Here is a 13,596-nt window from a genome sequence, read left to right as displayed (position 1 = left end):
AACAAGGAACCGACCATGAGCGACATCACGATTTACCACAACCCCGCCTGCGGTACCTCGCGCAACACGCTGGCGATGATCCGCAACAGCGGCGAGGAACCCCAGGTCATCGAGTACCTGAAGACGCCGCCCGACCGCGCCACCCTGGAGGGGCTGATCGCGGCCATGGGCATCACGCCGCGCGAGCTGCTGCGCAAGAAGGGCACGCCCTACGAAGCGCTGGGCCTGGACAGCGCCTCGTGGACAGACGCGCAGTTGATCGACTTCATGCTGCAGGAACCCATCCTCATCAACCGGCCCATCGTCGTCACGCCGCTGGGCACGCGGTTGTGCCGGCCTTCGGAAGCCGTGCTGGACCTGCTGCCGCAGCCGCAGCAAGGTGCCTTCACCAAGGAAGACGGCGAGGCCGTCATTGACGACAAGGGAGCCCGCATTGCAAAGCCCTGAGCTGCCCAACATCGACGCCGACCACTTCCGCCGGCCCGACCTGGCGCGGCTGCTGCCAGCCGAGCGCGCGACCCATCCGCCGCGCATCCTGCTGCTCTACGGGTCCGTGCGTGAGCGCTCCTACAGCCGGCTCGTCACCGAGGAAGCGGCGCGGCTGCTGCAGGCCATGGGCGCCGAGCCGCGCATCTTCGATCCGCGCGGCCTGCCGCAGCCCGATGGCGCGCCCGAGGACCATCCCAAGGTGCAAGAGCTGCGCGACCTGGCGCAGTGGTCCGAGGGCATGGTGTGGTGCTCGCCCGAGCGGCACGGGGCCATGACCGGCATCATGAAGTCGCAGATCGACTGGATACCCCTGTCGGTCGGATCGGTGCGGCCCACGCAGGGCAAGACGCTGGCCGTCATGGAAGTGTCGGGCGGCTCGCAGTCCTTCAACGCGGTGAACCAACTGCGCGTGCTGGGCCGCTGGATGCGCATGCTGACCATCCCCAACCAGTCGTCGGTGGCCAAGGCCTTCGCGGAGTTCGAGGAAGACGGCCGCATGAAGCCCTCGCCGTACTACGAGCGCGTGGTGGACGTGATGGAAGAACTGGTGAAGTTCACGCTGCTGACGCGCGACTGCGCGGGCTACCTGGTGGACCGCTACAGCGAGCGGCGCGAGAGCGCCGAGGCGCTGTCCAAGCGAGTCAACCTGCGCAGCATCTGAACGGCGCGGCCCAGGTGCAGAGCCGGACCACGACCACCGTACTGCTGGGCGTGGCACAGACGCTCGCATGGGCCTCGTCGTACTACCTGCCGGCCATCCTGGCAGACGCCATCGCGCGCGACGTGGGCAGCTCCAGCTCGGCCGTGTTCGGCGCATTCTCGGTGGCCTTGCTCATGTCGGCGGCCATCGGCCCCTTCGCCGGCCGGCTGATCGACCGGCGAGGCGGGCGGCCAGTGCTGATCGCCAGCAATGTGGTGTTCGCGGCCGGCCTGGCCGCGCTGAGCCAGGCCCAGCAGCCGCTGCACGTCTTCGCGGCTTGGGCCGTCATGGGCCTGGCGATGGGTAGCGGCCTCTACGAAGCTGCGTTCGCCACGGCCGTGCGCCTGCACGGCCAGCAGGCGCGGCGCACCATCACCGGCATCACCCTGTTCGCCGGTTTCGCCAGCACCGTGGGCTGGCCGCTCACGGCCTGGCTGGAGAGCACCATGGGGTGGCGTGGGGCCTGCCTGGTGTGGGCGGGCCTGCACTTGGGTCTGGCATTGCCGCTCAACGCCATGTTGCCGGCGGCCGAGCGCGCCGCGCCGGCATCGGGCGATGCCGGCGGCAAGCCCGAGCAGCAGGCGGCCTTGCCGCCGGCCAAGCAGCGCGGCGCCGCCGTCCTGCTGGCCTTCGTCTTCGCCGTGGCCTGGTTCACCAGCACGGCCATGGCCGCGCACCTGCCCAAGCTGTTGCTGGGCGTGGGGGCCAGTCTGGCGGCGGCCGTGGGCATCGCGGCGCTGGTCGGGCCGGCCCAGGTCGCGGGCCGGTTGATCGAGTTCGCGTTCTTGAGCAAAGCGCACCCGCTGCTGTCGGCGCGCCTGGCCACGCTGGGCCATCCCCTCGGCGCGCTGTGCATCGGCCTGTTCGGCAGCTCGGCCGCAATGGCCTTCGCGGTACTGCACGGGCTGGGCAATGGCATCCTGACCATCGCCATCGGGACGCTGCCGCTGCTGTTCTTCGGCGCGAAGGGCTACGGCCAGCGGCAGGGCTTCTTGATGGTGCCGGCGCGCATCGTGCAGGCCGGCGCGCCGTTCCTGTTCGGCCTGGCCGTGGAGCGCCTGGGCGTGGGCGCGCTGTGGGTCTCGGCGGGCTTGGGCCTGGCCGCATGCTTGGCATTGGCGCGTTTGGCACCGAGCACAGCACGCTGAACAACTCCCGGCGCTAAGTCAGGCTTATGGGCAGCGAGCAAAGGTGCTAAAGAATCGAAGTGGAGGCTGCCGGGTGCGGAGAACGTGTAGCCACACGTGCTTTCACATCCGTCAAATCCGTCCTGAAGTCCGTGGAGCGCTCCGTCAGCGCAACGGTGATGCCGTCACTCCACTTTGGTCGACCTCAAGCGCAACGCGTTGGCGATGACACTCACTGAGGACAGGGCCATGGCGGCCGCGGCAATCACCGGCGACAGAAGCACCCCAAAGAACGGGTAAAGCACACCTGCCGCCACCGGTACCCCAGCCGCGTTGTAAACGAACGAAAGAAAGAGGTTCTCTCGGATGTTGCGCATGGTGGCGCGCGAGAGCTTGCGCGCGCGCACGATGCCCATGAGGTCGCCCTTGAGCAACGTCACTCCAGCGCTCTCCATGGCGACATCCGTGCCGGTTCCCATGGCGATGCCCACGTCAGCAGCGCTGAGCGCTGGCGCGTCGTTGACACCGTCCCCAGCCATGGCGACCACGTGGCCGTCCTTCTTGAATCGGTTGACGACGCTTGCCTTGTCTTCAGGCAGCACATCCGCAACGACTTCGTCGATCCCCAACTGCCTGCCCACCGCCTCGGCCGTCGTTTTGCCGTCGCCAGTGAGCATTACGATGCGCACCCCTTCGGCCTTCAGCAGCTTGAGCGCCTGCTCCGTTGTCTCCTTGATGGGATCGGCAATGGCAACGAAGCCAGCCAGCTGCCCTTTGATCGCCACGAAAATGACCGTGGCAGCCTTCTTGCGCTGGCTCTCGGCGGCTTGCGCGAGCGCGTCGGACGCGATGCCATGCTCGCTCAGAAACATCGCGCTGCCAGAAATGACGGCCTGGCCGTCGACCGTTCCTATAACGCCCTTTCCCACGGGCGAGTCGAAGTCCGAGACCTGGGATAGCCGAATGTTGCGGTCATGTGCATCGGCAACGATGGCCATGGCCAGCGGATGCTCACTGGCCCGTTCGACGCTGGCCAGCTTTTGCATCACGGCTTCTTCCGTCAGCCCTGCGATGGCTTCGACATGAACGACCTTGGGGCGCCCCTCCGTCAAGGTTCCAGTTTTGTCCACGACAAGCGTGTCTACTTTCTCCAGCCGCTCTAAGGCCTGGGCGTCGCGAACTAAAGCACCATGCTGGGCCCCTTTGCCGACACCCACCATGATGGACATCGGCGTTGCAAGACCCAGGGCGCACGGACAGGCAATGATCAATACGGCCACGGCCGCGACCAGGGCATAGCTCAAGGCCGGCGCCGGACCCCACACCAGCCAAGCCGCGAACGTGAGCACGGCAACCACGATCACAACGGGCACGAACCAGCCAGCCACTCGGTCGGCCATGCGCTGAATTGGCGCTCGACTGCGCTGGGCCGCGGCGACCATGTGCACGATTTGCGACAGCAACGTGTCGGCGCCGACTTTCTCTGCACGCATGGTGAAGCCGCCGGTCTGGTTCATCGTGCCTGCGGTGACCTTGGAGCCGGCCTGCTTGGCAACAGGCATCGGCTCGCCCGTCACCATCGACTCGTCTACGTTGCCCTTGCCATCGACAAGTTCACCGTCCACAGGGACTTTCTCACCCGGCCGAACGCGAAGAAGGTCGCCAGTTTGGATAGCGTCCACCTGTACTGGCTCATCGGTTCCATCGTCGCGGACTTTGATGGCTGTCTTCGGTGCAAGCCCGAGCAAAGCCTTGATGGCCCCGGAGGTTTGTTCCCGCGCGCGCAGTTCCAAAACTTGTCCGAGGAGCACCAGCACGGTGATGACTGCCGCGGCTTCGAAGTACACCGCAACGGCCCCGTCCTGGTTGCGCAGGTCAGCGGGAAATACGGAGGGAAGCAGCGTCGCCACGAGGCTGTACAACCACGCAGCACCAGTGCCCAACGCGATCAGCGTGAACATGTTCAAGCTGCGATTTCGCACCGACGCGACGGCGCGTGCGAAGAAGGGCCATCCAGCCCACAGCACGACTGGCGTGGCGAGGATGAACTGAATCCAGTTGGACGTCTGCTGCGCGACGAGATGGTGGATGTTGAAGACATGCCCGCCCATTTCCAGGGCGAAGACAGGTGCAGTCAGCATAGCCCCGACCCAGAGGCGCCGGGTCATGTCCGTCAGCTCCTGGCTTGGCCCGGAGGTGCCAGTGGCAACGACCGGCTCCAGTGCCATTCCGCAGATGGGGCAGTTCCCTGGGCCTTGCTGCCTTACCTCGGGATGCATCGGGCAGGTGTACTCACCTTCCACAACGGCGGGTTTGGCTGCGCTGTGGTGATGGTGGTGGTGTGCATGATCCGCATCCACCACCGCCCCCGCGTGCTGATGCTGGCTGGCAACGTGTCCAGCAGCATCGTCGCTCATCCTCACGGCATCACCCGGCTTGACGTGATGCTCGTGGCCGTTGGGGTTGGCACCATGCGGATGGGACTGATGGTCCTGCGAATGTTTTGTCGAGTGGCTCGCGGTCATGGAAGCCTCCTGGTGTCGACGCAATGCGTCAATAGGGCGAGCGCAGCCGGGACACGCCGGGGGGGCTGCGCAAGACGGCGCCGAAGCGTGGGCGGAAGGTGCCCAAGTGGCTTTGGTCGCGCAATGCTCACCGGTTGCGCGCCGTAACAACGAAAGCTCCTACCCGACACCTGTGCTAGAGGCCGCTATCTGCCTCCGCAACACGACGCGCGCGGAGACCCTGCGCTTGTGGCGCTGCCAGTAGCGAGAAATGGGGTGTACCCTGCATCTTTGATGGCCTGAGCCAGTTCGTCGACACCAGATACGGCAGACTCCACTTCAACCCTGCGAGTTGCCAGATCGACGCGAACGGCCGCACTTTTATCGACCTTAGCGACGGCCTCGGTGATCGCGCGAACGCAATGACGACAGGACATGTCTTTGACTTCGAAAATAACCATGCTGACTCCTGCGAAGTTCGGATGTCCGTATCTTCAGCCTTGACACCGTGGCAAGGTCAAGTGGTCGTTGAAGCAGAGTTCAGATCGTCAGACCATCGTGGGGAAAAGACGTCCTCGTTGTTGTGCGCCTGCGCCGTGCTGAGCATCAAACCTCCCCGCCCGGAATGGTGCCGTTGCGCACCGCCCTCACGGCTTCGGCGCGCACTTCAGCCCGGGTGCGCTGGCTCCCAATCGGCGTCGGTACAGAGGCGTCTGCACCTTCGCCCGTCTGCACCGGTCCGGAGGCCGCCAACTCTTGAAGAACTTGTGCCCGCGTCACGTTGCTGCGTGTGGAAGGCATCTGCTGCGTATCGCCCACTTCGCCGTACGCAGGCAGGTGACCTTGATCGCGAGCCTGGAGATACTCAGCGCGCACCTGGTCCCGCGTCATGGTTTGCGCCTGGACTTGGCTTGCAAAGCCGAGAGCTGCGACGGTCGTGATAATGATGGCATTGAGGCGGGACATAGGGTTTCCTTTGATTCATGTTCCGCGCAACAGTGCGCGGTGAGACGAATTTTGGAAACCCAAAGCTCACGGTGCCGAACCTGCAGATGACGCTTTCGTCATGTTGGCCAGCCACAGCCCTATGCTGGTACGCCCTGCCTGAGAGCGCGCCACCGTGCCGCCGCCATGCAGCTTGGCAATGGCCGCCACGATGGCCAAGCCGAGACCATGGTGGCGAGCTGCCTGGGAGCGCGCAGCTTCAGCTCGAAAGAAGCGGTCAAAGATGCGTGAAATGTTGTCCGGGGCGATAGGGTCCCCGACATTCTCAACTGTGATCTGCGTCGCGTCCGTGCTGAAAGGTTGAATTCGCAACAGAACCTCTGTGCCTGACCGCGCGTGCCGCGTCGCATTGCCCAGGAGGTTCGAAACGGCGCGTTGCACAAGACCCGCGTCTACAGCCGCCGACGCATCCCCCTCGATCCGAAGCGAGAGGTTGGCATCGGCCAGAGCGGCCTCGTGAAACTCTGCAACCTCTGAAACAAGCGCGTTCAGGCTGGGAATGGCGGTGCGTCGGGCGCCTGAGCCGCGCTGCGCTCGCGATAGAAACAACATGTCAGCCACGATGTGGGCGAGTCTGTTCAGCTCTTCCAGATGTGAGCCGAGCAGCTCGTGCAACTCCTCCTTGCTTGTAGCCTGACGCAATGCCAGATGGCTGCCGCTGATCATCGTGGCCAACGGCGTGTTCAGTTCATGGGCCACGTCGGCGTTGAACGCTTCCATCTGCGTGTACGAAGCTGACAACCTGTCCAGCAAGGCATTGAACTGCGCAATCAGGGGCTGCAGCTCTGCGGGCTGCGCTCGGCCATCCAGACGGTGTGACTGCGGGTCTCCAACTTGGGTGTATGGCATCAGCTGCGAGGTCTGCGCAACCAACTGGTGCAGCGGCGCCAAGCTCCGGCGCACCAGCAACCGTCCGCCCAAGGAGATGGCCAAGGTGCCGCAAAGCGCCGCGACAAACAGTAGCCAGGCGACCCGGTTCAGCAGCTCCCGGTCAGCACTCGGGTCCAACTGCAAGGTGACTTGCGATGGCATCGCCGCACCGGAAACGTTCAACTGGAAATGGTGTGTCGGCGCGCGTGAAGTCACTGCGGCTGGCAGCAAGCGCGAGAACACGATGCGGCCTTGGCCATCGACCAGTCGCATGCCCAAATCGCCATGGCCGGCGAGCATGTCTTGCAAAAGATGAGGGATCGCCTCAGGTCGATGTGTTTCGCTGGACTGCGCCAACAGGTCGCGCACTGCCGCTTCCTTCTGAGCCAACGTCTCGTGTCGGCGTTGCTCCAAGGTCCAGTCAAAGCCCAGGTACAGCGTCCCACACACCAGACCTAAACCGACCATGGACTGCAGGGCAAGCCACCGCGACAGCCGCGACCCTAGACCATCGGCACTCATGCATCTGCCCTGATTTCCAGGACGTATCCCATGCCGCGCACCGTGTGCAGCAAAGACTGTTCAAAGGGTTGATCCAACTTGTTGCGCAGGCGGCGCACAGCGACATCGACGATATTGGTCTCGCTGTCGAAGTTCATGCCCCAGACCTGTGCGGCCAGTTCGGTGCGTGACAGGACCGCCCCCTGGCGACGCAGCAGCAAGGTGAGCAGGTTGAACTCCTTGTTGGTCAGGTCCACGCGCTGACCCGCACGTGTCACGCGACGACGGATGAGGTCAACTTCCAGATCGGCCAGGCGCAGCACAGTAACCTCTGCAAGAGGGGGCGACGCGCGACGCAGCAGCACCTGGATGCGCGCAACGAGTTCAGGGAACGCAAATGGCTTGACCAAGTAGTCGTCGGCGCCACTGCGCAGGCCGCGCACACGGTCCTCGACCTCGCCTCGTGCCGTCAACATCAATACCGGGGTGGACTGGCTTTGACGCAGCGCTGCCAGCACCGCAAGGCCATCCAATCCCGGCAACATGCCGTCAAGCACGATCAGGTCATACCGATGCTGAGATGCTGCTTCCAGGCCTGTGACGCCGTCGTTGGCCACGTCCACGGTGAAGCCCTCTTCCCGCAATCCCTTCTGTAGGTAGAGCGCAAGCTTGACCTCGTCCTCAACGATCAACAGTTGCATGTGACGATTGTGGGGCGGCAGGGAGCCAACGCTCGATGACAAATTTGTCATCCAAAACGCGTTGCGAACGCGTTTTGCTTTTTTACACTTCGGCTGCTGCTGCGTTGCAGCGATTGACGAGGTAATATTTTTTATGCGCTTGTCGCGCTGTGCTTACGTGTTCGATGCCCATTTCGCGCTGCGAGCGAGGCGGTCGCGGACGGACGTTGCAAAGGCGACGCTGCGCAGGCTTCGCGCGTAACCGTTGCATACTCGGTCTAAACTTGCATCGTCGGCAAAGCAAGTCCACTGCATTTCCCGCCTTGACACATCTTCGCTACTGGCTGCTGATCCTGCTGTGCGTCGTCCTTCCTATGAGGGGCGCGATGGCTGCTGCCATGCTGTGCCCGCCGTCCGGCAGCGGGGCGGCCATGGGCGCGATGCTGATGTCGGGGCCTGTGGCTGAGACTCATGCGGTGCATGATGAATCTTCGTCGTCGCACGGGCACGACCATGCGCATGCGCATGCGGAAAGCAACCAGCAACCGCACGACCACTCCGACGCTGCCTCTGCCCAGGGCAAGTGCAACATGTGCGCCGCGTTCTGTTCGCTGACGCCCATGCCCATCGGGCAAGCCGTCTTTTTGCCTTCAGCAGGCGTAGCGACTGCGCCATCGTCACTCTTTGCCGTCGAGCCTCTGAGCTTTGTGCCAGGCGGTCTTGAACGGCCACCACGAAGCATCTGACCCAGCACGGCCTCCGATAGAGGCCTGATGGCGCTCGCGCATTCAACGCGTGGGCATGTGCCGACCTCCGCGTTGGTATCTCAGATGTCTTCGTCTCATGAAAATCATTCTTTCGTGGCTCGCGCCTTCCATGGCGCTGAGCCTGCCGCTGGGCGTTTTCGCCCAACAGACTTCCGCCGCTCCAACGGGGGCCCCGGCTGCACCACTGCCCTACCAGTCCGCGTTTTCCGACTACAAGCCGTGGACGGACATCCAGCAAGGAAACTGGCGTGAGCTGAACGACGCGCTCGCCGTACCTGCGAGCGGATCGCGGCACGGCAGCGGCAGCCCTGCGGCTCCGAGCGCGCAGGGCCAGACGCCTGCGCACACGATGCCGATGCCCAAAGGGCATCAAGGCCACACGATGCCGGGAGCCAAACCATGATGCGCCTCACAGTTGCAGCGGGCGCCGTACTCATCCTGGCGGGATGTGCTTCCTTCTCGCCGGATGGTGGCATGGGGCAGGTGGCAGACCTCACCAAGGAACGAACCGGGCAGTCGGTCGCCTTGCAGCGCACCGAGAAGGATGCGAACGCGGCGAAATCGCGCATCTCCGACATCCTGAAGCAGCCTCTGAGCGCCGACACGGCCGTCGAGTTGGCACTGCTGAACAACCGCGGACTGCAGGCCAACCTCAACCAGCTCGGCATCGCAGAGTCGAATCTGGTGCAGGCGGGGCGCTTGGCCAATCCGCTGCTCAGCTTCGGACGGATGTCTGGCTCAGGTGTGGTCGAAATCGAGCGGGCGGTGATGTTCAACATCCTGAGCCTGCTGACGATGCCCAAAGCGACCGAGGTGCAACAGCGCAACTTCGAGCAAGCGCAATTCCAGGCCGCCTACGAGGCCGTGGGCGTCGCCTCGGAGGCGCGTCGAGCGTACTTTGGCGCGGTTGCCGCGCAGGAACTCGTGCGCTACTACAGCCAGGTCAAGGAAGCGGCCGATGCATCGAACGAGCTGGCCAGGCGCATGGTGCTTGCAGGCAACTTCAACAAGCTCGCGCAGATGCGTGAGCAAGCCTTTTATGCGGATGCGACGGCCAGCTTGGCCAGGGCGCAGCAGCAGTCGTTGGCCGAGCGCGAGCGATTGACCAGACTGCTGGGCTTGTCGGGCGAGCAGCTCAACTTCAAACTGCCGGACCGTCTGCCTGATCTGCCGAAGGCGCCGACGCAACCGCTGGACGCTGAGCGCACCGCGTTGGAAAAGCGGCTGGACGTGATGATGGCCAAGCGTGCAACGGCCTCGACGGCCAGTGCCTATGGCCTCACCAAAGCGACCCGCTTCATCAACGTGCTCGAGGTGGGCTACACCAACAAGAGCGAAAGCGGCAGTCCCAGGGCAAACGGCTTCGAAATCGAGTTGGAGCTACCGCTGTTCGACTTCGGCTCGGTGCGCACGAGCCGCGCCGAAGCGAGCTACATGCAGGCAGTGCACCGTACCGCGGAAATCGCGGTCAATGCGCAATCCGAGGTCCGCGAGTCCTATGGCGCGTACCGCACGGCATTTGACCTAGCAAAGCACTACCGGGACGAGGTTGTGCCCTTGCGCAAGCGCATCTCGGAAGAAAACCTGCTGCGCTACAACGGCATGCTCATCAGTGTCTTCGAGCTGCTGGCCGACTCGCGCGAGCAGGTGCGCGGCGTGGCGGACTACGTGCAGGCGCTGCGGGACTTCTGGGTCGCCGAAACCAATCTTCAAACCGCTCTGACTGGGCGCTCACCCGGTGCCAGCAGCGTGGGCGCTGCACCCGAGGCCGCATCGGACGCGCCCGCTGGCCACTGAAAGAACCAACATGTCGAATCGTAGAAATTTCTTCAGGACGGCAGGTGCCGTCGCGCTGGGTGTCACCGCCGTCAGCCGTGTCGGTGCCGCTTCGTTGCCCGAAGCGGTCTACCAGACCTCTCCTGCAATGCAACCGTTGCTCATGCCCAGCACGGGCCGGCCCTACAACCCCGTGGCCACGCTCAACGGGTGGAGCTTGCCCTGGCGCATGAACAACGGCGTCAAGGAGTTCCACCTGGTGGCCGAGCCGGTGGTGCGTGAGTTCGCGCCTGGCATGAAAGCCAACCTGTGGGGCTACAACGGCTCCAGCCCGGGGCCGACCATTGAAGCGGTCGAGGGAGACCGGGTGCGCATTTTCGTCACCAACAAGCTCCCCGAGCACACCACGGTGCACTGGCACGGAATCATGCTTCCCTCAGGCATGGACGGTGTCGGCGGGCTCACACAGCCGCACATTCCCGTGGGCAAGACCTTCGTCTACGAGTTCACGCTGTTGCGCGCCGGCACGCACATGTACCACCCGCACGCGGACGAGATGACGCAGATGGCCATGGGCATGATGGGCATGTTCGTCATTCACCCCAAGGACCAACGCCAGATGCGGGTGGATCGGGACTTCGTGTTCCTGCTTGCGTCCTACGACATCGAGCCCGGCGCCGCCACTCCGAAGACCGCCGAGATGACGGACTTCAACATGTGGACCTGGAATAGCCGTGTATTCCCAGGCATCGACAGCCTGGTGTGCCGCACAGGCGACCGGGTCCGCGTGCGCGTCGGCAACCTGACGATGACCAACCACCCGATCCACATGCACGGACCGCACTTCTACGTGACGGGCACCGATGGTGGCTGGGTCCCGCCCTCAGCCCGTTGGCCGGAAGTGACCACGGACATCGCGGTCGGCCAGATGCGCGCGTTCGAGTTCGACGCTGTCGCGGGGGACTGGGCGATCCACTGCCACAAGTCCCACCACACGATGAATGCAATGGGCCACGATGTGCCCAACATGATCGGCGTGGACCATAAGGGCGTGGCCGAGCGCATCACCAAGCTGGTGCCGGACTATATGGTGATGGGCGACAAGGGCATGGCCGACATGGGCTCCATGGAGATGCCTATCCCTGACAACACGCTTCCCATGATGACCGGAATCGGGCCGTTCGGCCCCATTGAAATGGGCGGCATGTTCAGCGTCGTGAAGGTACGGGACGACGTCAAAGCCGGGGACTACAGGGAGCCTGCACCCTACAAGCACCCGTCTGGCACCGTGTCCTATGAGTTCCAGGGCGAGATACAGCAACCAACACGCGTGCCCGCGCCCGCAGCCGACGCCAACACGATGAACGTGCGCAAGCCATCCGGTGCGCACTCCGGCCACTGAACCCTTCTCACATCCATTAGGCATACATCATGAAATTCGCACTCAAGAACCTCTTCGTTGCCATCGCAGCCATCGGCGTGCTTGCCACTACCAATGTGTCGTTTGCCCATGGCGACGAGACCCACTCGGCTCGAAAATTCAATGCCGCAAAGGTCGAGACCACGCCCTTTGGCCAGGAGGGCGACCCGAAGAAGGCGAACCGCACCATCACGGTAGACATGTCCGACAACATGCGTTTCACACCGGCGGACATCACGGTCAAACGCGGCGAGACCGTCAAGATCGTCCCCACGAACAAGGGCCAGGTTCTGCACGAGATGGTGCTGGGCACCCCGGAGGAGTTGAAAAAGCACGCCGAGCAGATGAAGAAAAACCCGGGCATGGAGCACGACGAGGCGTACATGGCACACGTCAAGCCCGGTCAAAGTGGAGAAATCGTGTGGCAGTTCACCAAGGCCGGCGAGTTCCAGTTTGCCTGCCTGCTGCCAGGCCATTTTGAAGCCGGCATGGTCGGCAAGGTGACGGTCAAGTGAAACGCCGCAACGTCGTCCTGGCCGCAGGGGTCGGCGTTGCGGCAACGTGCTTGCCGTCGCTTGCCGCCGTCGGTCTGCCGCTGGTCGAGGTCTTCAAGAGCCCGACCTGCGGGTGCTGCGGCGCTTGGGTCGATCACCTGAAGGCGGCAGGCTTTCCGGTGAAGGTCGTCGAAGTGGAGGACACCTCCACCGCACGGCGCAAGCATGGCCTGCCGGACAAGTACGCCAGTTGTCACACCGGCATCGTCACCAGGTATGTGGTCGAGGGCCACGTGCCTGCAATTGAGGTGAAGAAGCTGCTCGCACTCAAGCCAAGCGCCATTGGAATCGCGGTTCCAGGCATGCCTCTTGGGTCGCCGGGCATGGAGATGGGCGACGACAAAGACCCCTACGACGTTCTCCTTATCGACAAGCGCGGGCGTGCAACCGTCTTCGCCCGCTACACGAAACATTGAAGGAAATCATCATGAAGTTCTCTCGCATCCTCGCCGCAGCAATCATTGCAACAACCCTCGGCGCCCATGCCCAGTCGTCGACTCCATCATCCGCCAGCGCCCCGGTGGTGGAAGGCGAAGTACGCCGGGTGGACAAGGAGCAAGGCAAAGTGACCTTGCGCCATGGTCCTATTCCCAACCTGGGTATGGATGGAATGAGCATGGTTTTTCGGGTGAAAGAGCCCAAGATGCTTGACTCCCTGAAGGACGGTGACAAGGTCAAATTCACGGCCGACAAGGTCAATGGCGTTTTCACGGTGACATCGATCCAGGTCGCCAACTGAGTCGGCACGGCGCGCAGCCCGCTGTGGCGGGTTCGCGCCGATGTGCGCTGACGTTAGACTTCCCCCGTTCATGAGCCGTCGCTTGTCCACCCGCCTGACCACCACGCTTTTCGTGGTGTTGTCGCTGCTGTTCTCTCAGCTGGCGTTGGCCAACTACGTCTGTCCGCAACAGGCAGAAGCGGCGGCGATGGCCGAGATGATGGCGTCGGGCATGCCCTGCGAGGGCATGGATGCTGAGCAGCCGACCCTCTGTGCTCAGTTCTCGGCCAGCGCCCCGCAGTCGCCGGATACGGCGAAGACGCCTACCCTGGCCGCGTCAATAGCCGTGCAGGTGCTCGTTCTTCCTTTCAAGCTCCTCGCCGGTGAAACACAGTCTGTCCCATTGACAGCCAGACCACAGGCACGCCCACCTCCAGGTCCGCTCTTCCTCTCCACGCTCCGACTTCGGGTCTGACGCCTCCGAT

Annotated in this window: 16 protein-coding genes; 11 read left to right on the top strand and 5 right to left on the bottom strand. The window is 63.7% G+C overall.

What is annotated here, in order from left to right:
- Window positions 1–15 precede the first annotated feature (15 nt).
- The 3 genes from arsC to ACSQ4M_RS35925 are packed head-to-tail and all read left to right on the top strand — an operon-like array spanning window position 16 to window position 2,337.
- Window positions 16–447 (top strand): arsenate reductase (glutaredoxin), encoded by a 432-nt coding sequence (gene arsC / locus ACSQ4M_RS35935; RefSeq protein ID WP_436194291.1) that lies wholly within the window; start codon window positions 16–18, stop codon window positions 445–447.
- Complete coding sequence (gene arsH / locus ACSQ4M_RS35930; RefSeq protein ID WP_436194290.1) at window positions 434–1,150, top strand: arsenical resistance protein ArsH; 717 nt, start codon at window positions 434–436, stop codon at window positions 1,148–1,150. Before arsC ends, arsH begins: the two co-directional genes overlap by 14 nt.
- Window positions 1,151–1,164: 14 nt before the next feature.
- Window positions 1,165–2,337: an MFS transporter gene (locus ACSQ4M_RS35925; RefSeq protein WP_436194289.1), complete on the top strand. Its 1,173-nt coding sequence runs from the start codon at window positions 1,165–1,167 to the stop codon at window positions 2,335–2,337.
- Between the two features lie 164 nt (window positions 2,338–2,501).
- On the opposite strand, the gene ACSQ4M_RS35920 is transcribed toward ACSQ4M_RS35925, so the two are convergent.
- The 5 genes from ACSQ4M_RS35920 to ACSQ4M_RS35900 form a co-directional block, all read right to left on the bottom strand.
- Window positions 2,502–4,841, bottom strand: a complete 2,340-nt coding sequence (locus tag ACSQ4M_RS35920) for a copper-transporting P-type ATPase (protein ID WP_436194288.1) — start codon at window positions 4,839–4,841, stop codon at window positions 2,502–2,504.
- 185 nt (window positions 4,842–5,026) lie between these two features.
- A complete protein-coding gene (locus tag ACSQ4M_RS35915) occupies window positions 5,027–5,281 on the bottom strand; it encodes a heavy-metal-associated domain-containing protein (RefSeq protein ID WP_436194287.1) in 255 nt (84 codons plus the stop codon).
- A 145-nt stretch (window positions 5,282–5,426) separates the two neighbouring features.
- A complete protein-coding gene (locus ACSQ4M_RS35910; RefSeq protein ID WP_436194286.1) occupies window positions 5,427–5,786 on the bottom strand; it encodes a DUF4148 domain-containing protein in 360 nt (119 codons plus the stop codon).
- Between the two features lie 66 nt (window positions 5,787–5,852).
- Window positions 5,853–7,217 (bottom strand): heavy metal sensor histidine kinase, encoded by a 1,365-nt coding sequence (locus tag ACSQ4M_RS35905; RefSeq protein WP_436194285.1) that lies wholly within the window; start codon window positions 7,215–7,217, stop codon window positions 5,853–5,855.
- Window positions 7,214–7,897 (bottom strand): heavy metal response regulator transcription factor, encoded by a 684-nt coding sequence (locus ACSQ4M_RS35900; RefSeq protein ID WP_436194284.1) that lies wholly within the window; start codon window positions 7,895–7,897, stop codon window positions 7,214–7,216. The genes ACSQ4M_RS35905 and ACSQ4M_RS35900 overlap by 4 nt, the downstream gene beginning before the upstream one ends.
- Before the next feature lie 302 nt (window positions 7,898–8,199).
- Between ACSQ4M_RS35900 and ACSQ4M_RS35895 the strand changes: the two genes are divergently transcribed.
- The 8 genes from ACSQ4M_RS35895 to ACSQ4M_RS35860 all read left to right on the top strand — a co-directional run bounded on the left by ACSQ4M_RS35895 (window position 8,200) and on the right by ACSQ4M_RS35860 (window position 13,586).
- Window positions 8,200–8,622, top strand: coding sequence for a hypothetical protein (locus ACSQ4M_RS35895; RefSeq protein WP_436194283.1), 423 nt, complete (start codon window positions 8,200–8,202; stop codon window positions 8,620–8,622).
- A 97-nt stretch (window positions 8,623–8,719) separates the two neighbouring features.
- Window positions 8,720–9,046: a hypothetical protein gene (locus ACSQ4M_RS35890; RefSeq protein ID WP_436194282.1), complete on the top strand. Its 327-nt coding sequence runs from the start codon at window positions 8,720–8,722 to the stop codon at window positions 9,044–9,046.
- Window positions 9,043–10,440, top strand: a complete 1,398-nt coding sequence (locus ACSQ4M_RS35885; protein WP_436194281.1) for a TolC family protein — start codon at window positions 9,043–9,045, stop codon at window positions 10,438–10,440. The genes ACSQ4M_RS35890 and ACSQ4M_RS35885 overlap by 4 nt, the downstream gene beginning before the upstream one ends.
- Window positions 10,441–10,450: 10 nt before the next feature.
- Window positions 10,451–11,821, top strand: a complete 1,371-nt coding sequence (locus ACSQ4M_RS35880; RefSeq protein WP_436194280.1) for a multicopper oxidase family protein — start codon at window positions 10,451–10,453, stop codon at window positions 11,819–11,821.
- A 29-nt stretch (window positions 11,822–11,850) separates the two neighbouring features.
- Window positions 11,851–12,354, top strand: coding sequence for a cupredoxin domain-containing protein (locus ACSQ4M_RS35875; RefSeq protein ID WP_436194279.1), 504 nt, complete (start codon window positions 11,851–11,853; stop codon window positions 12,352–12,354).
- Window positions 12,351–12,809: a DUF411 domain-containing protein gene (locus ACSQ4M_RS35870; RefSeq protein ID WP_436194278.1), complete on the top strand. Its 459-nt coding sequence runs from the start codon at window positions 12,351–12,353 to the stop codon at window positions 12,807–12,809. Before ACSQ4M_RS35875 ends, ACSQ4M_RS35870 begins: the two co-directional genes overlap by 4 nt.
- An 11-nt stretch (window positions 12,810–12,820) precedes the next feature.
- Window positions 12,821–13,132 carry a copper-binding protein gene (locus tag ACSQ4M_RS35865; RefSeq protein ID WP_436194277.1) on the top strand — a complete coding sequence of 104 codons (312 nt, stop codon included), beginning with the start codon at window positions 12,821–12,823 and terminating at the stop codon, window positions 13,130–13,132.
- Between the two features lie 82 nt (window positions 13,133–13,214).
- Window positions 13,215–13,586: a hypothetical protein gene (locus tag ACSQ4M_RS35860; RefSeq protein ID WP_436194276.1), complete on the top strand. Its 372-nt coding sequence runs from the start codon at window positions 13,215–13,217 to the stop codon at window positions 13,584–13,586.
- The last annotated feature ends 10 nt before the right edge of the window (window positions 13,587–13,596 follow it).

The sequence above is a fragment of the Pseudorhodoferax sp. LjRoot39 genome (assembly GCF_964253035.1).
Lineage (GTDB): Bacteria > Pseudomonadota > Gammaproteobacteria > Burkholderiales > Burkholderiaceae_C > Pseudorhodoferax.
The sequence above is the reverse complement of the archived record's forward strand: the minus strand, read 5'-3'. Positions and strand labels throughout refer to the sequence as shown.